At 62.4% G+C, this 23,972-nt stretch carries 20 protein-coding genes and 1 pseudogene; 12 read left to right on the top strand and 9 right to left on the bottom strand.

The window, feature by feature from the left end:
- Window positions 1–7 precede the first annotated feature (7 nt).
- On the bottom strand, window positions 8–1,804 hold the full coding sequence (locus tag LG409_RS13260) for an acyl-CoA dehydrogenase (RefSeq protein ID WP_227406863.1): 1,797 nt from the start codon (window positions 1,802–1,804) through the stop codon (window positions 8–10).
- A 114-nt stretch (window positions 1,805–1,918) separates the two neighbouring features.
- Window positions 1,919–3,289, bottom strand: a complete 1,371-nt coding sequence (locus LG409_RS13265; protein WP_100731634.1) for an MFS transporter — start codon at window positions 3,287–3,289, stop codon at window positions 1,919–1,921.
- A 421-nt stretch (window positions 3,290–3,710) separates the two neighbouring features.
- Between LG409_RS13265 and LG409_RS13270 the strand changes: the two genes are divergently transcribed.
- The 4 genes from LG409_RS13270 (at window position 3,711) to LG409_RS13285 (ending at window position 5,923) form a co-directional block, all read left to right on the top strand.
- On the top strand, window positions 3,711–4,100 hold the full coding sequence (locus LG409_RS13270) for a VOC family protein (protein ID WP_016914602.1): 390 nt from the start codon (window positions 3,711–3,713) through the stop codon (window positions 4,098–4,100).
- A 117-nt stretch (window positions 4,101–4,217) separates the two neighbouring features.
- On the top strand, window positions 4,218–4,613 hold the full coding sequence (locus LG409_RS13275; protein WP_081139079.1) for a DUF4870 family protein: 396 nt from the start codon (window positions 4,218–4,220) through the stop codon (window positions 4,611–4,613).
- 3 nt (window positions 4,614–4,616) lie between these two features.
- Window positions 4,617–5,549: a lysophospholipid acyltransferase family protein gene (locus LG409_RS13280; RefSeq protein WP_227406864.1), complete on the top strand. Its 933-nt coding sequence runs from the start codon at window positions 4,617–4,619 to the stop codon at window positions 5,547–5,549.
- 11 nt (window positions 5,550–5,560) lie between these two features.
- The gene (locus tag LG409_RS13285) at window positions 5,561–5,923 is read left to right on the top strand and encodes a DUF4870 family protein (RefSeq protein WP_039176564.1); all 363 of its coding nucleotides are present in this window, start codon (window positions 5,561–5,563) and stop codon (window positions 5,921–5,923) included.
- Window positions 5,924–5,960: 37 nt separating this feature from the next.
- Here LG409_RS13285 and LG409_RS13290 read toward each other — a convergent pair whose 3' ends face one another.
- Together LG409_RS13290 and LG409_RS13295 are read right to left on the bottom strand one after the other, a co-directional pair.
- Window positions 5,961–7,370 carry a mannose-1-phosphate guanylyltransferase/mannose-6-phosphate isomerase gene (locus LG409_RS13290; protein ID WP_227406865.1) on the bottom strand — a complete coding sequence of 470 codons (1,410 nt, stop codon included), beginning with the start codon at window positions 7,368–7,370 and terminating at the stop codon, window positions 5,961–5,963.
- The gene (locus LG409_RS13295; protein WP_227406866.1) at window positions 7,367–8,989 is read right to left on the bottom strand and encodes an alkaline phosphatase; all 1,623 of its coding nucleotides are present in this window, start codon (window positions 8,987–8,989) and stop codon (window positions 7,367–7,369) included. The genes LG409_RS13290 and LG409_RS13295 overlap by 4 nt, the downstream gene beginning before the upstream one ends.
- A gap of 192 nt (window positions 8,990–9,181) precedes the next feature.
- Between LG409_RS13295 and LG409_RS13300 the strand changes: the two genes are divergently transcribed.
- Genes LG409_RS13300 through LG409_RS13315 form a run of 4 tightly spaced genes read left to right on the top strand, consistent with a single transcriptional unit; the run spans window position 9,182 to window position 14,248 of the window.
- The gene (locus tag LG409_RS13300; RefSeq protein WP_189463922.1) at window positions 9,182–10,711 is read left to right on the top strand and encodes a glucan biosynthesis protein; all 1,530 of its coding nucleotides are present in this window, start codon (window positions 9,182–9,184) and stop codon (window positions 10,709–10,711) included.
- A complete protein-coding gene (gene mdoH, locus LG409_RS13305; RefSeq protein WP_193460788.1) occupies window positions 10,704–12,662 on the top strand; it encodes a glucans biosynthesis glucosyltransferase MdoH in 1,959 nt (652 codons plus the stop codon). Before LG409_RS13300 ends, mdoH begins: the two co-directional genes overlap by 8 nt.
- Window positions 12,663–13,442 (top strand): FkbM family methyltransferase, encoded by a 780-nt coding sequence (locus tag LG409_RS13310; protein WP_039176583.1) that lies wholly within the window; start codon window positions 12,663–12,665, stop codon window positions 13,440–13,442.
- A 35-nt stretch (window positions 13,443–13,477) separates the two neighbouring features.
- A complete protein-coding gene (locus LG409_RS13315) occupies window positions 13,478–14,248 on the top strand; it encodes a creatininase family protein (RefSeq protein WP_039176586.1) in 771 nt (256 codons plus the stop codon).
- 81 nt (window positions 14,249–14,329) lie between these two features.
- On the opposite strand, the gene ribA is transcribed toward LG409_RS13315, so the two are convergent.
- Window positions 14,330–15,433: a GTP cyclohydrolase II RibA gene (gene ribA, locus LG409_RS13320; protein WP_227406867.1), complete on the bottom strand. Its 1,104-nt coding sequence runs from the start codon at window positions 15,431–15,433 to the stop codon at window positions 14,330–14,332.
- A 193-nt stretch (window positions 15,434–15,626) separates the two neighbouring features.
- Here ribA and LG409_RS13325 point away from each other — a divergent pair, with 193 nt between their 5' ends.
- Entirely contained in the window at window positions 15,627–16,361 is a 735-nt protein-coding gene (locus LG409_RS13325) for a RibD family protein (protein ID WP_227408124.1), read from the top strand.
- A gap of 117 nt (window positions 16,362–16,478) precedes the next feature.
- On the opposite strand, the pseudogene LG409_RS13330 reads toward LG409_RS13325, so the two are convergent.
- The 4 genes and pseudogenes from LG409_RS13330 to LG409_RS13345 all read right to left on the bottom strand — a co-directional run.
- Window positions 16,479–17,291, bottom strand: a pseudogene (locus tag LG409_RS13330) (lysylphosphatidylglycerol synthase transmembrane domain-containing protein); the annotation flags it as partial.
- 58 nt (window positions 17,292–17,349) lie between these two features.
- Complete coding sequence (locus LG409_RS13335) at window positions 17,350–19,281, bottom strand: glycosyltransferase (protein WP_227406868.1); 1,932 nt, start codon at window positions 19,279–19,281, stop codon at window positions 17,350–17,352.
- Window positions 19,278–19,676: a 6-pyruvoyl trahydropterin synthase family protein gene (locus tag LG409_RS13340; RefSeq protein ID WP_016914615.1), complete on the bottom strand. Its 399-nt coding sequence runs from the start codon at window positions 19,674–19,676 to the stop codon at window positions 19,278–19,280. The genes LG409_RS13335 and LG409_RS13340 overlap by 4 nt, the downstream gene beginning before the upstream one ends.
- Before the next feature lie 14 nt (window positions 19,677–19,690).
- A complete protein-coding gene (locus LG409_RS13345) occupies window positions 19,691–20,689 on the bottom strand; it encodes a zinc-dependent alcohol dehydrogenase (protein WP_193460791.1) in 999 nt (332 codons plus the stop codon).
- 260 nt (window positions 20,690–20,949) lie between these two features.
- Here LG409_RS13345 and LG409_RS13350 point away from each other — a divergent pair, with 260 nt between their 5' ends.
- The 3 genes from LG409_RS13350 (at window position 20,950) to LG409_RS13360 (ending at window position 23,950) form a co-directional block, all read left to right on the top strand.
- Complete coding sequence (locus LG409_RS13350) at window positions 20,950–21,684, top strand: CDP-alcohol phosphatidyltransferase family protein (RefSeq protein WP_227406869.1); 735 nt, start codon at window positions 20,950–20,952, stop codon at window positions 21,682–21,684.
- Window positions 21,685–21,810: 126 nt separating this feature from the next.
- Window positions 21,811–22,743, top strand: coding sequence for a CysB family HTH-type transcriptional regulator (locus LG409_RS13355; protein ID WP_016914618.1), 933 nt, complete (start codon window positions 21,811–21,813; stop codon window positions 22,741–22,743).
- A gap of 106 nt (window positions 22,744–22,849) precedes the next feature.
- Entirely contained in the window at window positions 22,850–23,950 is a 1,101-nt protein-coding gene (locus tag LG409_RS13360; RefSeq protein WP_189463927.1) for a sulfate ABC transporter substrate-binding protein, read from the top strand.
- Window positions 23,951–23,972: the final 22 nt, after the last annotated feature.

Below are 23,972 nucleotides of genomic sequence, written 5' to 3' on the forward strand. Positions count from 1 at the left end.
AGTGGGATCAGTAGGCGACGCGGCTGTCAAACTGGCTAAAACACTGCATGCCGGCCTCGATCACCGCGCGCTGGGCACGCCCGACCGGCAGCCACTGGTGGATGACGAATTCGGCGCTGCACAGCTTGGTGCGGTAAAACGGGTCGTCGCTGCCTTGGGTAATGGCTTGCTGGGCATGCAGCGCCGCCTGGCCCATCTGCCAGGCGCACAGCACATGGCCCGCCAGGTTCAAGAGCGGCGTGGCGTAGGCTTGCACGGCATCCGGCCCCTGTTCAGGGTGGCTACCCTGCTCCAGCACGATCTCCATGGCGGCCTGCAGGTCGTCAGCGGCATCGCTCAGCAGCGGCCCCATGGCATTCAGCCGCGTACTCTTGCCCAGCTCGTCAGCGGTGTTGCGTACCTCGGCCAACAGGGCCAGCAAGGCGGCACCACCATCGCGCTGCAGTTTGCGGCCTGCCAGGTCCAGCGCCTGAATGCCGTTGGTGCCTTCATAGATGGGCGCGATGCGGGCATCTCGGAGCAGCTGGGCAGCGCCGGTCTCTTCCACATAGCCCATGCCGCCGTGCACCTGAACCCCCATGGAAGCAATGTCCACGGCCTGGTCGGTAGAGAAACTCTTGACGATAGGAATCAGTACATCCACACAGGCCTGGGCCGACTGGCGCTCGGCGTCATCGGACGCGTGACGGGCAACATCCAGCTGGCCAGCGCAGTAGAGGGCCAGCGCACGCAGCGCATCGGTACGGGCACGCATGGACAGCAGCATACGGCGCACATCGAAGTGGTCGCTGATGGTGCAGTCGCTGCCGCCACGCTGCTTGGGTGAACGCCCCTGGGTGCGGTCATTGGCGTAGGCAAACGCGTGTTGGCAAGCACGCTCGGCCACGCCGATGCCCTGAATACCGACCTTATGACGCGCCTCGTTCATCATGGTGAACATGTGGTTGAGCCCGCGCCCCTCCTCGCCCACCAGATAGCCCACGGCACCGCCGTTTTCACCAAAGCTGAGAGTACAAGTGGGCGACCCGTGAATGCCGAGCTTGTGCTCGATGGAGGCGCAGGTGACATCGTTACGCTCGCCCAGCGAGCCATCGTCGTTGACCAGGAATTTAGGCACCAAAAAGAGAGAGATACCCTTATTGCCTTCCGGGGCATCGGGCTTACGGGCAAGAACGAGGTGAATGATGTTTTCGGCAGCGTCGTGCTCGCCCCAGGTGATGTAGATCTTTTGACCGCTGATGCGGTAGTGATCGCCTTCTGGAACGGCTTTGGTACGCACCTTGGAAAGGTCCGACCCCGCCTGGGGTTCGGTGAGGTTCATGGTGCCGGTCCAGGAGCCCTCGACCAGTTTGGGCAGGTAGGTCGCTTTTAAGGCATCGCTGCCGTGATGGGCCAGCGCCTCGATGGCACCGGCGGTGAGCATCGGGCACAGCCCTAACGCCATGTTCGCGCCGTGGAGCATCTCCTGTACCGCGCTGGCCACTACTTCGGGCAGGTTCTGACCGCCCAGTGCTTCAGACACGCCAATGCCGTTCCAGCCACCCTCCACATACGCCAGGTAAGCCGCCGCGAAGCCTTCGGGGGTGGTGACGCTGCCATCGGTGTGTCGTTGAGCTCCCTGACGGTCTCCCGTACTATTGAGCGGCCCCCAGACGTCACCTGCCAGCTTCGCAGCTTCTTCCAGCACGGCTTCAACGAGATCCGGCGTGGCTTCTTCAAACCCAGGCAGCGCCAGGGAGCGGTGCGCCAGCATTTCTTCCAGCACAAAGCGCAGATCGCGGACCGGCGCGGCGTAGTAATTCATGGCAAAACCTCGGGCAAATACGGCGAAATAGTAAAAACACTATCATCGATAGTAGTTTCACTACTTTCAGCGCACCATTAGCCCAAGGTCTCACCTGATAGCCGCTTCAGCGGCTTATTTGCGCACCTCGGTTTCTACGTCGTCGTAATAAGTGATGTGGCTTTCGTCTTCTTGGGGCGGCCCCACTACCGGCTCGGCGACCTCTACTTCCGGCACCACATCGGAAAGGTCTTCCAGATGCTCATGCTCAAGCGCCCCCTGCACCAGCTCTTCGGTCACCACCAGTTCAGCACCGGCAGCGGTCATGGGCGTCGTGGCGGTAAACGGCGCCACGGGGACCGGGGCCGGGCGCACGCTGCGGCGCCACGTGAAGAACAGCACGAAGAACAGGCTGAGCGAGCCAAAGGCCCAGAACAGTCCGGCATCGCCCATGGCGGTCATCACCGGCGAAATCATCAGCGGGCTGATGGTGGCCCCGATGGAGTTGATCAGCAATAGGCCCTGGCTCATGCGCACCAGCGCCCCTGCGGGTGCACGGTCGGCGGCGTGGCTCACGGCCACCGGGTAAAGCGCAAATACGCCCCCACCCAGCAGGAACAGCAGCGCGACCAACAAAGGAGTAGAGAGCGGTAGCCAGAGCATGGCTGCCGAGATCACCACGCAGAACGCGCTGATGCCGATCAGCACCATCTGGCGGTCGTGGCGGTCCGACCAGCGGCCAATGGGGTATTGCAGCAGCATGGCGCCAAGAATCACCACCGCCATCAGTTGCCCCACCTGATTGACACTCATGCCGATACGCTGGAGATAGAGCGGCAGCAGCGTATAAGCCGCCGCCACCACCATGCCCGACCCCAGGCTGCCCATCACACCGGTGGGGGTCATGGTGATCAGCCGGTGCGGGGGTAGCGGCTCGGCGTGTTCGATGAGCGGCGATACGCGGGGAATCATGGCCATCGGCAGTACCGACAGCGACGCCAGCAGGCCGATCACCATGAAGGGCGCAGTGTCACCCATGGCGCTGGTCACGCCCAGCATCAGCTGGCCCAGTACGCCCGCGGCATAGAGCGCGATCATGTACAGTGCCAGCAGGCGGCCACGCACTTTCTGGTCGCCCGCGGTCAACAGCCAGCTCTCGATGACCAGATAGACGCCTACCGTGGCCCAACCGCCCACCAGACGCAGGGCAAACCACGCCCAAGGGTCGAAGAACAACCCTTGCAACAGCACGGTGACGGCCACCAGCGATGCAAAACTGCCGTAAGCACGAATATGGCCAATGCGCAGCAACAGGCGATCATTGAACATGGCCCCCAAGGCCAGGCCAATGAAATAGGCAGACGACACGATACCGATCACCGTGGCCGACTCGCCCGCAGCGTCCAGTCGAATGGTGATCAAGGTGGCGAGAAAACCGTTGCCAATGCCCAGAATGAACAGCCCGAGTAGGGGCGCCAGCGCCATGGCCAGCAGTTGCCGCGACATGCGTACCTCACATTGCATTGAGTATGAATCGATGGCCGTTTGTACGCCTATCGCACCGGCAGGCAGAAAACGGGCGCGCAATTATTGCTGCCAGTGGCATAAAGTCAATGCTTTTTCAGCCCCATGCCCAGCAGTCTGGTGTTTTTGATAACTGAATGCTTCCTTGGCAGGAAATTCATCTACTCCAAGCCATTGAATGACGTTTGGTGCCCTTCCCAAAATAGCTGCCCGGCGCCCATCGCGCGACCCATGTGCCCCTTAAACACCACATAGCCATGCAACCGTGGCAAACTGATGACATTGTCGATGACCCAGTCATGGCCTTGCGACGGCGCGATGGTCGTGCGACTGCCGCTGACATGGCGGGCAGCGTCGCATCATCGTATTCTCTGGTTTTACGTTCGTATTTAAGGAAAGAGGCATGCTTTCAGGTCTGGACCATCTTGTTGTAACCGTGACCGATATGGGTCGCGCTGTGGACTTTTATTCCCGTGTGCTGGGTCTGGATGTGCGTTATCGGGATGCCCAACGGGTCGACCTGTTGCTGGGTGATACGGCCCTGCGCCTGCATCAAACCGACACTGACATTGCCCCGGTGTCGGCCACCCCAACGCCTGGCAGCCTGGACTTGTGCCTGCGCTGCCAGCTGCCGCTGGATGAGTTCAAGCAGCACCTGGACGCGCTCGAAGTCGATGTGGAGCTGGGTCCGGTCGCCCGCCAGGGAGCCAACGGCCCCATCGAATCCCTCTATCTGCGAGACCCCGACGGCAACCTGCTCGAAATCTGTCGACCAGCAGCACGCCAGCCCTGAGCCAGACCGCCATGCTGGGCGGGTCGACGGGTGATAAGTCGCCCTGCCCACGCTATCATGGCGGGCCAACAGGGTATCCGCTGGATGCTATCGTCGAATCGAAAAGAAGGAACGCCCATGCGTGACGACACCCCCATCGAAGGTGAAGTGGTCAACCGCACCGACACGCCTGAAACGCCCTCACCGGCCCCCGACACCACCATGGCCATGGTGATCTATGCCCTTTATCTGGCCAGCTTCGTGGTGGGCTTCACCTCGGTCATCGGAGTGATCATTGCCTACGTGTATCGTGGCAAGGGCCCTGTCTGGCTGGACGAACACTACCGTTATCAAATTCGTACGTTCTGGATCGGGCTACTGTACGGCAGCATCGCCACGCTGCTGACGCTCATCCTCATCGGCTTCCCGCTGCTGCTGGCCTTTGCCGTGTGGTTTATCGTGCGCTGCGTCAAAGGCTTCAAAGGGCTGCAAGAGAAGCGCGCGCCCTCCAACGTCGACAGTTGGCTGCTGTGATCCATGAGTGAACCGTTACACACCCGCCGGGCGCAGTATCAGGCCCGTGCCATCGCCGGGCTTTGGCGCATGCTCTCCCGCTGGCCCGTCACTCGGCTATGGCGCATTGCAGCCTTCATGGGGCCTCAGATCTATCGCTTCAGCAGGCGTGAGCGACGCGTGACCGAGCTGAACCTGGCTCGGGTTTTTCCAGACCAGTCCGCTCAGCAGCGCAAGGCGTTTGCGATTCAGAGCCTGCAGCACTCCACGGCCACCATGCTGGAGCTTGGCCACGCCTGGATGGCGCCTCCCGAGAAGGTGGAAGCCAGCATTCTGGCCGTGCACGGGCGCGACAAACTGGACAGCGCACGGGCCGAAGGGCGCGGCGTCATCGTACTGGCGCCCCACTTTGGCAACTGGGAAGTGCTCAACTTCTGGCTCTCCAGCCACTTCCCGTTCACGGCCATGTACGAACCGCCCAAGATCGCTGACCTGGAAGCCATTACGCGCCACGGCCGGGAGCGCATGGGCGCACAGCTGGTGCCGACCAACCCACGTGGCGTCGCCGCCCTGCTGAAAGCCTTGAAGCGCAGCGAAGCCATCGGCATCCTGCCCGACCAGGAACCCGCCTGGGGCAGTGGCGTATTCGCGCCGTTCTACGGGCACGAGGCCTACACGGCCACCTTGCTACCCAAGCTGGTCGCTCGGACCCAGGCTCGCGTGGTCACGGGAGTGGCACGACGTATTCCCGGCAAGGGGTTCGAGATTCACTTTCTGGATGCCGACGAACGGGTCTACAGCGAGGACGACACGCTGTCAGCCACCGGTGTCAACGCCAGCGTGGAAGCCTCGATTGCCCTGGACCCACCCCAGTACCAATGGGAATACAAGCGCTACCGCAAGGTCGTGGAGGAGCAGCAAGGGCTCGCCAACGCCAACGATTTCCGCCTTTATTGAACGAGAGTGGCATGACCGAATCTTCCCCCCACCCGCCTAACCCGCCACAGGATACGCGCCCGCCGCAGATCGTCTATGCGCTGTATCTGGCCGGGCTGGTCACCGCCAACATCACTCTGCTGATAGGTGTGATCGTAGCGTATGTGTACCGTCGCGAGGCAGCGCCCTGGCTGCAGGCCCACTACCGCTACCTGATCCGTACGTTCTGGATCGGCAGCCTCTATTTCCTGGTCACGTTCACCTTGACCCTGCTGTTTCTCGGCGCGCTGCTGTGGCCGCTGCTGGCCCTTTGGCTGGGCGTGCGCTGCACGCTTGGCTGGCTGGCGGTACGCAAGGGCCAGCCCCCGGCAAGGCCTGGCAGCTGGCTGTGGTGAAGAAGCATCTGGCTGTGTTGAAGAAGTAGCGGCGGGCTCAGTCGTCGCTGTGGCGCGCGTAAACATCGTCCAGCCGTTCGATGTCATCTTCGCCCAGGTAGCTGCCAGACTGCACCTCGATCAGCTCCAGCGGAATCTTGCCGGGGTTCTCCAGGCGATGCAGCGCCCCTATCGGGATGTAGGTCGATTGATTCTCGCTGACCAGAAAGGTGCGCTCCTCCACGGTGACCTTGGCAGTGCCGCTCACCACCACCCAGTGCTCGGCGCGGTGATGATGGCGCTGCAACGACAGCCGTGCACCGGGGCGCACGGTAATGTGCTTGACCTGATAGCGCTGGCCGCTGTCCATGGCCTGAAAACTGCCCCAGGGGCGGTGCACCAGCGGTGACGAGCAGGGCTCGCGCCGCCCTGCCTCGCTCAAGGCCGCCACCAGTTGCTTGACCCCCTGCGCATGATCGCGGCGAGCCACCAGCACACTGTCCGACGTTTCCACTACTACCAGGTCTTCGACGCCCAGGGTCGCCACCAGGCGATGATTGGCCACCACCAGCGAGCGCTGGGTATCCCGCAATACGCCGTCACCGGTCACCACGTTGCCCGCCGCATCAGGGGTGTGCGTGGCCATCAGCGCATCGAAGCTACCGATGTCGCTCCATCGCGCGTCCAGCGGCACGACGGCGGCCCTGGCACAGTGCTCCATCACCGCATAGTCGATGGACTCGCTGGGGCAGCGCTTGAAGGAGGCCTCGTGCAAGCGCAGGAAATCGAGATCGTGGTGCGCTTCGTCTACCGCTGCCTGACAGGCCGCCAGCATGTCGGGCTGTAGCCGTGCCAGCTCGGCGAGATAATCCGAGGCCCGCAGCAGGAACATGCCGCTGTTCCACAGCGTATTGCCTTCGGCCAGCAGGGCCTTGGCTTTCTCAAGAGGGGGCTTTTCGATGAAGGCATCCAGATGGTGGCCATCTCCCAACGCCGCGCCGCAGGCAATGTAACCGTAACCGGTTTCCGGATGAGTCGGCACGACGCCAAAGGTCACCAGATAACCTTGCTCGGCCAACGGCGTTGCCCGCCGCACGCTGTCGGTGAACGCGGCCACATCGCCAATCACATGGTCGGCGGGCAGCACCAGCAAAAGCGGGTCGTCCCCCGTCTGGCGTGCCAGCAGCGCGGCACAGGCGATGGCCGGGGCCGTATTGCGCCCTTCCGGTTCCAGCACTACCTGCCCCTGCTGACCAGCTTCGCGAAGCTGCTCGGCCATCAAAAAGCGATGCGCATGATGGCCCATCAACATGGCGGGCTGTGCGGTGATGTCCGCAAGCCGAGCCAGTGTTTGCTGTAACAGGCTCTGCTCGCCGGTCAGGCGCAAAAACTGCTTGGGCATCTGTTCCCGGGAAAGCGGCCACAGCCGTGTACCGCTACCGCCGCTGAGAATGACGGGTTGAATCATGGTGTCGTCCTTGGTGTCGTCCCCGGTGTCGTACCTGGTAACGGTTCCGCTGCGCCAAAATCTTCTTGCAGCCAGTGGCGTAACTGGCTCATGGGTGGGGCATCGAAGGTGGCTGACAGGTCAGGCAGCATGCCGTTCACGAAGCCACGCGCCACGAAAGGGGCCAACAGTTCAGGGTCGCCGCTGACGATATGCACCGGCACCGCCGCGCTGGCGTTTTCTCCGGTAATCAAAGGCGCCGCCTGGTGGTCGCCCAAGGCAATCAGCAGGGTTTGCTCATCGGCCACCCGCTCTGCCCAGCGCCCGGTGACTTTCACAGCGTAGTCCACAGACCAGGCATAGTGGTCACGAATACGCTCGATATCGCGCCAGATCACCTCGGGCGGGTCGGCCGCGTTCTCCCACGGGGCGAAAATAGAGCCATCCCCCACCATCGACCAGTTCTCCAGCACGGGCAGGATGGGCGTCCAGGGGGCATGGCTGGAGATCAACGCAATCTGGGCAAACACCGGGGAGCCCCCCAGCAAGTGGCGCTGGGTATAGTCCAGCGTGAACTGGTCGGGCATGGTGACCCAGTTGAGTGGAGGCCCGGCGTAAGGTATGTCCCTGGCAGCGACGATCTGGTCGAAACCGTAGGCTTCGCCTTCGGGCCAGGCCAGGGTGATGGCAGGCATCACGGTCAGCGTGTGCTGGCCCGTGGCGCGAAAATCATCGATCAACGTAGGGTGGCCGCTATTGAGCATCAGCCGATACCACAGCTGGTTGTCGATCCAGCGGCCGCTGAGCGTGGTGGCGTGGGCCAGCCACGACTGCCCGCCACGAATCGGCGCATCCATCAATCCGGACACCACCGATAGCCCGCGTTGTTCCAGGCGCGTCTCGATCTCGGCCAGGGTGGCCAGAATCTGACGGTTGTAGCGCGGGTCATCCAGCGCCGTGACGCCGTAGGACTCGATGAAGGTCAGCAGCACATCGCGCCCTTCCAGCCCAGGCAACGCCTGGGTGGCCATGGGCGAAGCCTGCAGCTGTTCGCTGAAGGCCAACCTTGCCTGATGGGTCGAGACCACCTGCTGCCACTGAAAACGTGCCGTATGCACTACTGGCAGCGTAGAATGGGGCACCCAGCGGTAGCGGTTTGCCTCCAGCAGCAACAAGCCCGCAGCCACCACCAGAACGCCCAGGGCAAGCTTGCCCTGACCGCGCGCCAGCGAAAGCGGCACTCTGGGCAGCAACAAGCGCAGCAACCCCCACACGCCCACCAATAGCACCACCAATGCCAGTAGCATCAAGCAAATAGCCGCAAGTTGGCCTACATTACCTACAAGCAGGTGGTAAACGGAACGCACCAGCGGCACGTCGAGATACAGGTTCAACGAACGACCAAAAGCGGTGTGGGTAGCAGCATCCCCAAGATTGATGAGCGTGAACAGGGCCAAGGCGCTGACGACCGTCACGCCAGCGGCACGTCGCCAGCGTCGAACAGGAAGCAACCACAGGGCGGGTACCAGCACCCAGGCTTCCCAGGCCAGCAGTGGCGCCCCCCAAGTGCCAAAGCGCCACCACAGTGGCATGACCAGTAATGTATTGACCACGCAGATAGCTAACAGGAGACGCAGCATTGATACCTCATGGCCAGTTTAAAGAAAGGTCGATCAATGGATGGAGGCAGTAGGACTTGGCCCACTCAACGGATTCTCGCACTCCGTCACACCCCCATTGCTAAACATGACTTGTTAAGCGTATAGCTTTTGTTTAATTATTTCATACCACATTGTTGTCGTCTTTGAGTTGACCACGAAAGGAACTCGATAATGGGCTGTCGTACCGCTGCAAGCTGGATGATGTCGCTGGGCTGGTTGTGTTCTGTCTCTGCCATGGCCAGCCAGGAACAAGTACTTTTCGACTCTATCATAGCGCAGGCCCAGCAGTTGGCCGAAGCGCCCTATCAGGCACCCGAAGCCACCCTGCCGGAGGCGCTGCAATCGCTGGACTATGACGGTTATCGGCAGATTCGCTTCGATCCGGAGCGCGCCTACTGGAAAGACGAAAGCCCGTTCAGCCTGCAGCTTTTTCACAGCGGCTTTCTGTTTCAAACGCCGATCACGCTGAATGTGCTGGATGGCGAGACGTTGTCTCCCTTGGCGTTCACCAAACAGGACTTCACCTACGACGGTGCGGCCAGCGAACTGCTGGAGCATGACCTGAGCGGCAGCGGTCATGCCGGCTTCAGGCTCCACTACCCTATCAACGACCCGGACTACGCGGACGAATTTGCGGTGTTTCTGGGCGCCAGCTACTTCAGGCTGGTAGGCCAGGGGCAAGCGTATGGGCTCTCCACACGGGGCCTGGCCATCGATACCGCCTCCGAGCGGGGGGAGGAGTTTCCGGCGTTTCGTGAATTCTGGCTGGTCAAGCCCGAGCAGGATGACGAGAGCGTTACGCTCATGGCGCTACTGGATAGCCCATCGCTGAGCGGCGCCTATCGCATCACGCTGACACCCGGTGAACAGACCGAAGCCGAGGTGGAAGCCGAGCTGTTTGCTCGCAGCGACGTGGCCAAGCTGGGGGTTGCCCCATTGACCAGCATGTTCACCTTTGGGGAGTCAACGGCTCAACGACCCGACGACTTTCGCCCTCAGGTACACGACTCGGATGGGCTGCTGGTTCACACCGGCCAGGATGAGTGGATATGGCGCCCGCTGCAAAACCCCTCGGCCCTGCGTATCTCCGCGTTCATGGACCATGATCCACAAGGGTTTGGCCTGATGCAGCGAGAGCGCCACTTCGATCGTTATCTGGATCTGGAAGCTCACTATCATCGTCGCCCCAGCCAATGGGTCGAACCGATTGGCGACTGGGGGGAGGGCCATGTCGAGCTGGTCGAGATCCCCACGCCGGATGAAACCCACGACAATATCGTTGCCTACTGGGTAGCCGATGCGCCACTGAAGGCGGGTGATTCACGCAGGCTTCACTACCGCACCTATACGCTGAACACTCAGCCCGAGCAGCACGCTCTGGGCCGCGTGATTCGCACGCGCCAAGGCAGTGCTGCCGTCCCTGGAGAAGCCGATTCTGCATCTGCCGACCAGCGCCAGCTGGTGGTCGACTTCATGGGCGGCCCCCTGGAAACGCTGGCCGAGGAGGTCGTACCGGAGCTGGACATCAGCGTACTGGACGGCGAAGCCCAGCTTCCCCAGGTGAAGCGGCTACCCGACCATGGCTGGCGGGCCACCTTCCGTTTGCCCTCCGATCGCCCCAGCGATATACGCCTGCGCCTGACCCACGACGGGGAGCCACTGACCGAGAGCTGGAACTACGTATGGTATCCCGATGCCTAGTTCGACGTCTCTTGGCCCCCTCATTCCCTGGCTGAATGCCCGCCGTACGCTGCTGGCCACGCTGGTCATCGGCACCAGCGTGGTTGGCTGCCTGGTCATGGCCAACGTGGTCGCCAACCTGGCGCTCGGCTGGCGCATCGTCATGCTGGTGCTGTTTGGGCTGACCTTCAGCTGGATCGCCCTGGCCTTCTGGGGAGCGGTATGCGGCTTCATCTTGTGCAGCCTGCGGCTGGACCCTCTGACCTTGAAACGTCAGTCTCATAGGCCAGCCCTCAATGCGCTATCCAGCAAAACGGCCTTGATCATGCCGATTTATGCCGAGCCCCCCATCCCCACTCTGGCCGGTCTCGAAGCCACCTGTCGCTCGTTGCTCCAGGAAATGAGCAGCAACCCTCACTATGCAGCCACCCCGTTACAAGCGCATTTCGAGGTGTTCATCCTCAGCGACACGCAGCAGGCTGACCAGGCCGCCGAAGAGGCCGCCCATGTGGCCGCCTTGCAGCAGCGGCTGGCTGGCCAGGTGGCCGTGCACTATCGGCGGCGGCCGGACAATCGCGGCCGCAAGGCGGGCAATATTGCCGAGTTTTGCCGTCGCTGGGGGCGGCGCTACGACTACATGATCGTGCTGGATGCCGACAGCCTGATGAGCGGCACCACCTTGCTGCATCTAGTGCATCAGATGCAGCGCTACGCGGGCGTAGGGCTGATCCAGACCGTCCCCTTGCCGGTAGGTCAGCGCACCCTGTTCGGCCGCTTCATTCAGTTTGCGTCGGCGCTGTACAGCCCCATGCTGGCGGCAGGTCAAAGTTTCTGGCAGGGCGACGCCGCCAACTACTGGGGGCACAACGCCATTATCCGCACCCATGCCTTCATGGCCCATGCCGGGTTGCCGACCCTGCCTGGCAAACCCCCGTTGGGCGGTGAATTATTGAGCCACGACTTTGTCGAGGCCGCCCTCCTCAAGCGGGGCGGCTGGCAAGTGCTGCTGGATACCTCGGCCACGGCCTCCGCCGCCTCGCCCCTGCCCTTGGCAGGCAATCACAGCCTCGAAGCGATGCCCAGCAACCTGCTGGATTTTGCCAAGCGTGATCGACGCTGGCTGCAGGGCAACCTCCAGCACCTTCGGCTGCTGACCGGTGCCGGGTTTCACCCGATTAGCCGATTGCACTTTCTGTTTGGTGCCTTCGCTTATCTCTCATCGCTGGTATGGCTTGGGCTCTTGCTGTGCACCAGCTTCATGGTGGGTTATCAGGCCATCGACAACGGCGCGCCTCCGCTCTTGCCGCACAGTCTCTCCCTTGGCCTGCTCAGCGTGACGCTCGGCATGCTGCTGGCGCCCAAGATACTCGGCCTTGTGCTGGCGCTGTGGCAAGCCCCCCGCGCCTTCAATGGCCGCCTGGCTCTCATCACCAGCACGCTGCTGGAAATGCTCTTCGCCGCCCTGATCGCACCGTTGATGATGGCGTGGCATAGCCTGTTCATCATCAATGTGTTGATCGGGCGCGCCATCGATTGGCAGACCCAGCATCGGGGCGAGCGCTCGCTGAGCTGGCGGGAAAGCTGGCGGCACACTGGCTGGATGACGCTGTGCGGCAGCCTCTGGGCAGGCTTGATGATCCTTTTTTCACCCTCGGCCTTTGGCTGGCTGACACCTGCCTGGCTTGGCCTGGTCGCGGCAGCTCCGCTGGTGAAGTACTCCAGCAGCGGCACCTGGGGCGGGGTGGCCAGCCAACGGCTGGGGTTGCTGCATATCCCCACCGGCTGCCCGACCCCACCCCTGCTGCAAGACTTCGCCGACCTGTGCGCACGTCACTCCCAAAGTCTGATCGTCAGTGGCTCGGCCACCCCCAACCAGCCGCCACGGGAGCAGTTCGGTGACATGCCCAGCCAACCGTTGAAGGCCTTGTCCTCGCGCCGAAACGCCGCTTCCCGTGCCAAGGAGCCTCATTAAATGCCTTCATTGACCCTGGCACCGCTGCGCCGCGCAGGCGGCATGGCTCGCTCGCTGTTCATTTACTGGCGGCCGGGGCGGCAGCGCAGCCTGCAACGCCTTTATCGCCCCTTCATCGCGCCTGGCGACATTGCCTTCGATGTGGGTGCACACCTGGGAGATCGCAGCGCGGCATTTCAAGCCCTGGGGGCCAGGGTCATTGCTCTGGAACCCCAGCCAGCGCTAGCCAAGTGGTTTCAGCGCTTGCTGAAACGCCCTGACATCACCCTGCTGCCGCTGGCCGTGGGGCCTCAGCTCGGCGTCGCCGAGATCGCCATCAGCGAAGGCAACCCCACCCTGTCCACGCTGGCCAACGACTGGCGCCATCAGGTAGGCGAGCGCAACCCCGGCTTTCATCACGTGCGCTGGGAGCAGACTCTCCAGGTCGACATGACCACTCTGGACGCACTGATCGAACGTTATGGCACCCCGCGCTTTATCAAGATCGACGTGGAAGGCTTCGAGGCCGAGGTACTGCAGGGGCTCCATCACCCCGTTGCGGCCCTCTCCGTTGAGTTCGTGGCAGGCATGCTGGAGGTCAGCCACGCCTGCCTGGAAGAGATACAGCGGCTGGGGGAGTATCGCTTCAACGCCATTGCAGGCGAGCGCCGCCGATTCCTCTTCGAGCAGTGGTTAACCCCAGAGGCCATGCAACAATGGCTCGCCCAGGGAGCGGGACAGTTGGCGTCGGGGGATATCTACGCCTGCCGCCACGACCATCCGATACTCACCGACGCCTAGCACTCAGCCGTACCGATCACCTTGAAGAGACTGTTATGGTTCATGAATGGCAACACCTGACCGCACCCAAACTTCAGGCCCTGGCCCAGCGCCAGCCCATCGCCCTCATCACGCTGGGCGCCATCGAGCAGCACGGCACCCACCTGCCCCTGGGCACCGACCTGATGATCGGCGAGGGCCTGCAGGCGGCCATGCTGGCGCAGCTCCCCGACGACATCGAGGTGCTTTGTCTGCCCCCCATGGCCATCGGAGCCAGCGATGAGCACGCCAGCTTTTCAGGCACCCTGAGCCTGCCCGCCAGGCTGGCCATCGAGACGTTGGAAGCCTACGGCGACAGCATTGCCCGGGCGGGCATCCATAAGCTGGTGATGATCAACAGCCATGGCGGCAACAAGGCCGTGATGGACTTGGCGGCCCTGACTCTGCGCCAGCGCCACGCCATGCGCGTGGTCAAGGCGACCTATACTCGGCTGCCGCCGCTGGAAGGTGCCCTGGCCGCCGATGAGCTGCGCCATGGGCTGCACGGAGGGCTGCTGGAGACCTCGATGATGCTGCACCTGGCCCCCCAATGGGTAGACACCGAAGGGTATACGCCCACGCCTCCCGCCACGCCTCCCGAAGGTGGCCTGCTGGGCGCCGAAGGCAGCGCGGCCTATGCCTGGTTGGCAGAAGACCTGAGCCCCCACGGAGTGGCGGGCGATGCCCGTGGCGCCAGCGCCGACCTGGGCGAACGATTGGTGCGCCACTATGCGGGCCTGCTGGCCCGCGTGGTGGAAGAAACCGCTCGACTGCCCGCCCTGAACTGACTCTCTTGACCATAAAATGCCGCTGGCCGGGTGCTGGCTCAGCGGCAACGATTAAGTGTTCAGCGGTTGACGCCTGATGCTTCAGTGGCCACGGCTCTCCAGCACGTCGTCCAGAAAATGTCCGGCCCGGTTGGCCTTGGCACTCAGGTAGCGATGGTTGTGATCGGTCACGCTGCCATACAGGGCCTGACGCGAGACGACCTCGATCCCCCCTTCCCGCAGGGCCGCCATTTTCAGCGGGTTGTTGGTCAATAGCTGTACCTGATGAATCGACAACGCATTGAGCATATCCACCGCCACCGCGTATTGCCGCTCATCATCGCCAAATCCCAACACCTGGTCGGCGTCCACGGTATCCAGGCCACTGTCTTGCAGGGTATAGGCGCGCAGCTTGTTGGCCAGGCCGATACCCCGCCCTTCCTGCGCCAGATACAGCAGCACGCCACCGCCCATCCCCTGGATATCGGCCACGGCATTACGCAACTGCTCACCGCAGTCACAGCGCAAGCTACCGAACAGGTCACCGGTCAAACAGGCAGAGTGCATGCGTAGCGGCACGGGGCCTTGCTGGGCTTCGGGCTGGCCGATCACCACTGCCACGTGCTCGCGCAGGCCATCGGGCTCGCGAAACAGCACGAAGCGGCTATGCGGCGCGTCTTCCAGCGGTATGCTGGCTTCACTGACCCGCTTGAGCATGCCGGGCGCACCGGCCAGGCACTGCAGGGCTTCTTCGGCACTGACTTCCAGCAGCTGCCCCTGGCGCACCTGCTCGGCCACGGCATGGCTGGCCTGCTCGCTCACGTCAGCGGTGAGGGCTGCAGGCACCAGCAGCGCCCGGCGCATCAGGGTGACGGCACCGCGCTCGGCCGCGCCTGCGGGTTTCAAGCCGCTCAGCAGCGCGCTCGAACGCGCCTGGCCAGGCGCCAGGGCCAGCTGGTGCAGCTCATGCTCGCCGACCTGTTCGGCCAGTGGCAGGCAGGCAGCGTCGGCCTTGAGCGACAACCCCATGGCTTCCAGCCGATGGCGGGTCAACACCATGGCCGGGCGTGAGCCCGATAGCGCCGCCAGCGCCGCCACCGAGCGGCTACCCTCCAGCGCCTGCACCAGCAAGCGCTGCTCACCACTGCGAATCACGACAGGTAAACCACGGCGAATATCAAAAATGGCGCGTTCAATGTGATACATGTAGGCCTCCGGATTGCCTAGTCGTCTGAACAAAGGTCACTTGCGTTGCGCTACCTGGCCCCGCATGATCAATGGGTGTATCCAATAGGGAAGCGTTATGCCCGACTCCAGTTCTTCTGCTCGATACTCCCCGGCCCTCAATGATGAGGCGGCCTGGGAATGGTTGATCGCGTTGAGTGCCACGGCACGGCGCATGACCGAGGCGTCTACTCTTCCCCCTGAGGCCCAGACGCCACAGGCCGCTGGGCCGGACGTTCAGCAGTGGCTCGATTGCCTGACCCCGCTGGCCGCCAGCCCACAATGGGTGGTCGCGCAGCTGGGCCAGAGCCTGGATGGGCGTATCGCCACGGAAAGCGGCCATTCCCATTACATCAACGGCCCTGAAAGCCTGGTGCACCTGCACCGGCTGCGCGCCTTGGCCGATGCCGTGGTGGTGGGCGCCGGCACCGCTGCGGCCGACAACCCCCAGCTCACCGTGCGCCATGTCGATGGGCCCAACCCGGTTCGCGTGGTGCTGGACCCGCGCGGTCGCGTGCCCACCACCCTGGCGCTGTTTCAACCAGGCGACGTGGCGACGCTGCACATCACCGGGCCTCAGGTAGCCCCGCTGAACAGCGCTGCCGAGCAGTGCTGCCTGCCGCTGAATGCCCATGGTCAATTTCAGCCCCACGATGTCATTGCGCTGCTGGCAGAGCGCGGGTTGCACCGCGTTCTGGTGGAAGGTGGCGGCATCACCATTTCCCAGTTCATCGAAGCCCAGGCCGTGGATCGCCTGCACCTGCTGGTGGCCCCGCTGTTGATTGGTTCGGGGCGGCCCGGGCTGGTGATGACCCCTATCGACACCCTGGCGCAGGCGCTGCGCCCCACGATGCGCTCGTTCCGATGCGGCGCCGACACGCTGTTCGACGTCGAGCTGCGCCACACCTGACGCGGCAGCCCCCATGGCCCCACCACCCGAAGCCGAAGAGGCCGGAGGGCCTGCCGGGCTCGCTTGACCGCGCCGAGCCAGTGCCACGGGGATCCCCGGCAGGCTGGACAGCAGCACCAGTACGCCATACGCCAGCGAAATGGCCACGCCTTGCGCAGGCGGCATGCCCACCAGCATCCATAAACCTGCTGCGGCGCCTTCGCGTACGCCCCACCCGGCTACCGAGAGCGGCACCAGCATGGAAAGCAGCAGTACCGGTGCCAACGCCAGCAGTTCAAAGGCAGGTATCGGACTACCGATGGCCCTGGCCGCGCACAGCATGACCACGCCATAGCTGATCACGATGGTCAGCGACGAGCCCAGTTGCAGGGGCCATACGCGACGCTGGAACAGCCCCCGGCGCAGGTCGCGCCCCAGAGTTTGGCACCAGCGCGGTAGCGCCAGCCGTTGGCGACGCGCCCAATGTATCAGCAGCGCCAGTCCTGCCAGGCCAAATAGGGCGCCAGCCGCCAATGACATCAACACCGTAGGGCCCAGCGCAGCGTGCCACAGCGGCGATGCCAGCAGCGCTGCCAGCGTGAGCAGCGCCACGGCCACCTGGCCAGACGCGCGCTCGATCACCACCGCCCGCCAGGCGCTGCCACGGGAAGTGGCCTGGCCCGCATGGCGATGCGCGCGCCCAGCATCTCCCAGCACCCCGCCTGGCAGCAGCTGATTGACCAACAGCGCCAGGTAGTATTCACGCAGGGCGTAGCCAAAACGCAGCGGCACACCGATCAGCCCCGCCGTGAGCTGCCAGCGCCACGCACTGAGCATGACTTGCAGCACGCTGATGGCCAGCGCCAGAGCCATCCAGCCCAGCGAGAAGCGCTGCACTTCAGCCATGATATCGGCAGGTTCGACCCACAAGGCGACCGCCAGCAGCAGCATGCCGCTGACCAGGCAACGTCGTACCCAGGGCGCACGCCAGCCGCGCGCGAGCACTCTACTACCCCGCCACCGCTGGCAGCGCCAGCAGATCGTGATGGCCTACCCACACACCCCATTGGCCACGCTCCACGGCGTCCAGCCTGGCCGTGCGCCATTCGGCAATACGCGTGGCCGCTTCCGGCGCCTGCTCCGTGGCGGCGGCGGCCCAGCCCTCTATCAGCGAGCGAATCAGCGGCTCATGGGTGGTGTCTCCTGCGGCCAGTTGCCAGGGCGTGGCAGCCTCTTCAAGGCTATACCCCTGGCGCTTGAGCGCCTCCGCGAGCGCCGCATGGGCGTGGCCTCCCAGCGCCTCGCCCAGCCCCTTGTCACGCTGCTGGTGGGCATTGAACAGGCCCAGTACGAAGCGATCTTCAGGGTGATCGAGTGGCTGGTGCTCCGCATCGATGAAGCACCACTCCCCCGTCACGCTGAGACTGACCAGCAGCGCCTGCCGCTGCTCGGCGCACTGGGCGGCCAGCGCATCGATCCACGGCTGGGAGACCAGATCGATGAGCGCCGAGGCACTGACCACATCGGCTTCCAGCAAGGCAGGGTGCGCCAGCGTCGCCAGCGAGGTGCAGTGGGTTGCCACCTGGACGGGCTGGCCACGGGCATCGTGGAGCTGCATGGCACGGCCACGGGCTTCCTTGAGCAATTCAGGGTCGTGGTCGAACAATGCCCAGCGCTGAGGAACGCTCAGCCGGGGCACCAAAAACTGTACGTTGCTGCCCCGCCCACAGCCCAAATCTGCCAGGGTGACGCTGTCACGGTTGGCCAGCCAGGCATTCAAACCTGCCACCAGCGCGCTGCTGCGCGACTGGCTATCCACACGCTCGCGCTGGCTGAGCCAACTGGATGCAAACTGGCTGCCTGCGGGCATGTTCGGCGCGGCCCCCATGTTCAGCGCGCTGGCAAACTGGGCACCCGCCGCCTGCCAGTCATTGAGTTCTCCGCGTGCGACCGCAGCGCCTGCCCGCAGCGCCGTGCGTAGGGCCTGGTCACTGCAGAACTGCTCCAGCGCCGCCTGCAATGCGGGCACGTCGCCAGGCGCAACGCTCAAGCCAGCGCCTTCGGGTAGCGTATCGCTCAGGGCGCCACCGGTGGTGGTGATCACGGGAAGGCCATGGGCCAAAGCTTCGGTCACCACCATGCCGTAACCTTCGTACCAGGAAGGCAGTACCAGCGCGTGAGCCCGGTGATAGGCAGCTTCCAGGGTGGCGGCATCACACTCACCGTGCAGCGCGATGCGCTCGCCCAGGTGGTGCTCTTCCACGCGCTGGCGAACGCTGGCGCTGAACTCGGCGTCTCGCTCGGCACCATAGCAGTCACACTGCCAGGGCAGATGGGTCAGCTCTGCCAGCGCCTTCACCAGCACGTCCTGCCCTTTGCGCGGCGTCAGGGTGGCAACGCATAGCAAGCGCAGGGGTTCACCCTCACGCGGCGCCGGGCTGATAGGGGCATGCGCCACGCCAGGCTCCACCACGCTGATCGGCGCAGTGAGCGGCACGGCGTACTGCTCGGCCAGCGCCTTCAAGCGCCGCGCGGTGAAACGGCTGGTCACGATGATACGCGCCACGCAGCCAAGCCCCGTCAGCTCACTGCGGTGCAGATGCTGCTGCTCATCGCTGGACAGCCCCTGCTCATCCCCCAGCGGGTGATGCAGCAGCGCGGTCAGGTCCAGCCTGTCGGCATGTCGTGCGACCACGTCGGGCAGCGCGCCTACGGCCAGGCCATCGAGTATCACTCGGGCGCCTGACGCCTGCTGCTCCAGCGCGTGGGCCAGGGCGCTCGCCGCGACCTCATCGGCCAGCGGGAAGCGCCCTTCCAGGCCCACCACCGTCACCTGGTGGCCCTGCTCGCGCAGCGCCTCCACGATGCGGGCATCATAAAGATAGCCGCCGGTACGCTGGCCAGGGTCGCCGGCCACGATCAGGGTAAATCGTTGGCTCATAGCTCGCCTTCGTAGCTTGCCCAGGCCACATGGGATTCATGCAGCTTGATTTCCATGCGGGTCAGCCCCTTGGCAGTCTCTCCCATCCTGCCGCCACGAATCGCTTCGGCCAGCTGGTCGAAAATCACCTTGGCCATGAATTCGGTGGTGGTGTTCTGGCCGGTAAACTCGCTCACCTCGTCCAGATTGCGGTAGTTGTATCCCGCCAACACTTCCTTGACGGTTTCACTGGCCAGCCCGATATCGATGACTAGGCCATCTTCATCCAACGCGGGGCGCTGAAAGATGACATCCACCACATACGTTGCCCCATGGGTACGCTGCGCAGGGCCGAAGATCTCCCCTTTGAAGCTATGGGCAATCATGAAATGGTCGCGAACACATAAACGGTACATGGCAACTCCTTGGGTTATTCAGGTTCATCCTGAACGGGGTAACGAATGCGATGGCACAATGCCTTGCTGCCCGGGCCAAACAACGCCGGCGCCAAGGCAGGCAAGTCCATGAAATTGCTCTCACCGCTGATCAAGACATCCAGCGTCGGATCGGCCAGCAGGCGCAACGCCAGGGCCAGGCGACGCTGGTAGTTCCAGCGAGGTTGCAGCTTGGCAGGCAGTTGGCCCACCTGGCTGGCGCGCAGGGTCAAACGTTGGGAATGGAACGCGCCGCCCAGGGGCAGCGCCACGTCACCCTCCCCGAACCAGCTCATTTCGATCACGCGCCCTTCCTGGCCCACCAATGACATGGCCAGGCGAAGGCCCTCAGGATGACCGCTGGCATGAATCACGCAATCCTGATCCGCAGGGGCCTGCTCCGGCAGGGCAAACGGCACCCCCAGCGCATCGGCCAACGCCTCACGCTCGCCATTGATATCGATGAGCTGCACCTGCACCCCAGCAATACGCGCGCACAGGTAAGCCACCAGCGCACCCACGACGCCGCCGCCCACGACACATACCCGCTCACCCAGCATGGGGTTGGCATCCCACACGCCGTTGATGGCGGTTTCCATGTTGGCGGCCAGCACCGCCCGGTAAGCCGGTACGTCAGCGGGCACCGGCACCACCATGGTGGCCGGGACGATATAGCGGTCCTGGTGGGGGTGAAGACAAAATACGGTCTGGTCGACCAGCGCCTGAGGGCCATGGGTCACGCGGCCTACACTGCAATAACCATATTTGACAGGGCCAGGGAACTCCCCCACCTGAAAGGGCGCGCGCATACGCTGGGTCTCGCTGCTCGGCACACGGCCATGAAACACCAGCGACTCGGTGCCTCGACTGACGCCGCTGTAAAGCGCACGCACACGCACATCGTCTTGGCCCATGGCAGGGAGAGATTCGGACTGGATTGCACCGTGGCCTGGGCGGGTGACCCAAAAGGCCTGAGCGGTATCAGGCACTGACATGACATTTCCTTATCGTTGAAGCGCAAGTTCCCTGCGTTGACCCAAGCCTTTGCAAGAGTTGGCGACTTTTCAAGGGCTAACCTATAGCTTAGCTTAGAAAAGAAAACGGTCTATTAACGTTTATTAACCTTCGTGACGCGGCTCGACAGCTGACCAGCAAAGCACAAGCAGCGCGCCATATCTATACAATAATGATACATTGATAAATTATTGCACCACTAATTTCAACTGCGGATGACGATGCCGCTTCGAGAGCCTTCATGCCCCCAGCCTCACACACTTCGGAATCGCCACGCTTCAATCGGCTTCATAGCGGCCTGGAGCTGCTGCTGGGGGGCCTGTTACTGGGCGGTATGGGATGGCTCATGGGTCCGCTCATGGCGAGTGCCGCCAACTGGTGGTTAGCCGTCGGCTTATATGCCGTGATGAGCGCGCTAGTGCTGTTGTTTTGGCCCTACGGTGCGCTGGGCTGGGCGAATAGAGTCACCCTCGGGCGTGGTGTACTGGTGGCACTGGTGGCTGGCGCCCTGGTGGGCGGCGCCTTTCAACAGGCCATTGGGCTATGGCTGGGTGTCGCCGTGATTGCCCTGCTGCTGGACGGCGTGGACGGCTGGATTGCCCGCCGCACCCACAGCCACTCGCCCTTTGGCGCACGCTTTGACATGGAGCTGGATGCCCTGCTGATCCTGCTGTTATGCCTGGCCCTGATGCGCGCAGAAGCCCTGGGGCCCTGGGTATTGCTGATTGGCGCAATGCGCTATGGCTTCGTGGCAGCAGGATGGCTGCTGCCTTGGCTAGAGGCGCCGTTGTACGACAGCTTCCGCCGTAAACTGATCTGTGTCTGGCAGGTCACGGCACTCCTGTTGGCACTGACTCCCTTCACCTCCCCCCTTTACGCCAGCCTGCTGGCCCTGGGAGCCCTGCTCAGCCTGGCTTACTCCTTTGGGGTAGACGTATGGTGGCTGTATCGACGGCGCCGCACGACCACGGGCTGATTGCCATGCGGCGCCATTCCGCTGCGAGCGATAAAGATATCGCAAAATATAATTATGGAATAAGAGCATTGATTTAATATTCTTTTCACGAATATCAAATCACATATGGACTGGGTAACGCTCGCTATGAACTTACAGCAACTGCGCATCGTGCGTGAGACGGTACGCCAGCATTTCAACCTGACCGAGGCTTCCAACGCCCTTTTCACCTCGCAATCTGGTGCCAGTAAACATATTCGGGATCTGGAAGAAGAGCTCGGCGTCGAGCTTTTCGAGCGCCGTGGCAAACGCATTCTTGGGCTTACCATTGCGGGCAGTACGCTGATGGACTTCATCGAGCGTATCCTGCTCGATGTCGAAAACCTCAAGCGCTCGGCCCATCAGCTCACCCACGAAGACCAGGGCAGCCTGGCCATTGCCACGACCCACACCCAGGCACGCTATGCGTTGCCACCGATCATTGCCCGTTTCAAACAGGCCTTTCCCAAAGTGCATCTCGAGCTTCATCAGTGCAGTCCGGAAGAGATCGTCTCGCTGCTCAAAGCGGGCAAGGTGGATATCGGTATCGCCACAGAGGCACTGCACGAGGAAGGGCAGCTGTTTGCCTGTTTCCCGTTCTACCATTGGTACCATGGAGTCGTGGTGCCTGAGGAACACCCCCTCAACGATGGCCTGCCGCTCACCCTGGCACGCATTACCGAGCACCCGATCGTGACCTACCATGAAGGCTTTACTGGCCGAGCACGCATTGATACCGCCTTTTCTGCAGCGGATGTGTACCCGGACATCGTGCTTACCGCGCTGGATGCAGACGTCATCAAAACTTACGTAGAGCTGGGAATGGGCGTTGGGCTCATTGCCTCCATGGCGTACCACGAGCAGCGCGATCAAGGATTGAAACTCCTGGATGCAAGCGCCCTCTTCCCTCGCAACACGACCTACCTTGCCCTGCGCCGTGGCCACTTCCTGCGTGGATATGCCTATCAGTTCTTGAAACTCTGCCGCGAAAACCTGGACGAAGAGACGGTTCAGCGCGTGTTGGCAGGGCGGCCCCTTTAATCACAAAAGAATATAAGCAATCCTTTTTTTATTGGTTAATTTGCATAACGACTCTCCCTTACGCTGTGTTCATCAACACCATTGATCGACACAACAAACGATCATCATGATCATCCTGGGAGCCGCAAACATGCCAACCTTGTCATTCCGTCAAACGCTTTCCAACGCCCACCCGCTGACCAAACTGGCCGCCGCTGTACTGTTCAGCAGCGCATTGGTCGCCGGCGTGATGGTCAGCAGCCCCAGCCATGCGCAAAGCGACCGCGTCGAGCTGCTCAACGTCTCTTATGACCCTACCCGCGAGTTCTATCGCGAGTACAACGATTTATTCAATACGTATTGGCAAACCGAGCACGACCAGACTGTCACGGTTCGCCAATCCCACGGCGGCTCAGGCTCACAAGGCCGTGCCATTATTGATGGTATTGATGCAGATGTTGCAACACTTGCCCTTGCCTACGATATCGATGCACTTCATGAGCGCGGAAATCTGATACCGCAGGATTGGCAGTCGCGCCTACCCAATAACAGCTCGCCCTACACCTCCACCATTGTGTTGCTGGTTCGTGATGGCAACCCAAAGAACATCCAAGATTGGGATGACCTAGCACGTGAAGACGTAGAGGTCATTACCCCTAATCCGAAAACATCAGGTGGTGCACGGTGGAACTTCCTGGCGCTATGGGGTTATGGATTAGCGCAGTTCGATGGTGATGAAGAACAGACTTACGAGTTCGTTCGTCAAGTTTACGAAAACGTTCCCGTGCTAGATCCTGGTGCCCGTGGCGCAACTAACACCTTCGTACAACGTCGTTTGGGGGACGTTTTCATCGCCTGGGAAAACGAGGCCATCCTATCTGTAGAGCAGTTGGGCGCAGGTGATTACGAAATTATCGTGCCATCCTTAAGTATTTTGGCAGAACCACCTGTCACCATCATTGACACCAATGTGGACCGAAAGGGCACACGAGAAGTCGCTGAGGCCTATTTGGAACATCTCTATTCTGATGAAGCGCAGCACCTAGCGGCTAAACATTATTATCGCCCTAGCAATCAGGAAATTTTGGCCGAGTACAGCGAAGAATTCCCAGGGTTGGAGCTTTTCACGATTGATGACGTCTTTGGTGGCTGGCAAGAAGCCCAACCACGCTTCTTTAACGATGGCGGTGTCTTCGACGACATTCTTGAAGCGATCAACACCCAATAATCGCGTTTGACCAATCTGCCAG

This window comes from Halomonas sp. NyZ770 (assembly GCF_020616575.1).
GTDB lineage: Bacteria > Pseudomonadota > Gammaproteobacteria > Pseudomonadales > Halomonadaceae > Vreelandella > Vreelandella hamiltonii.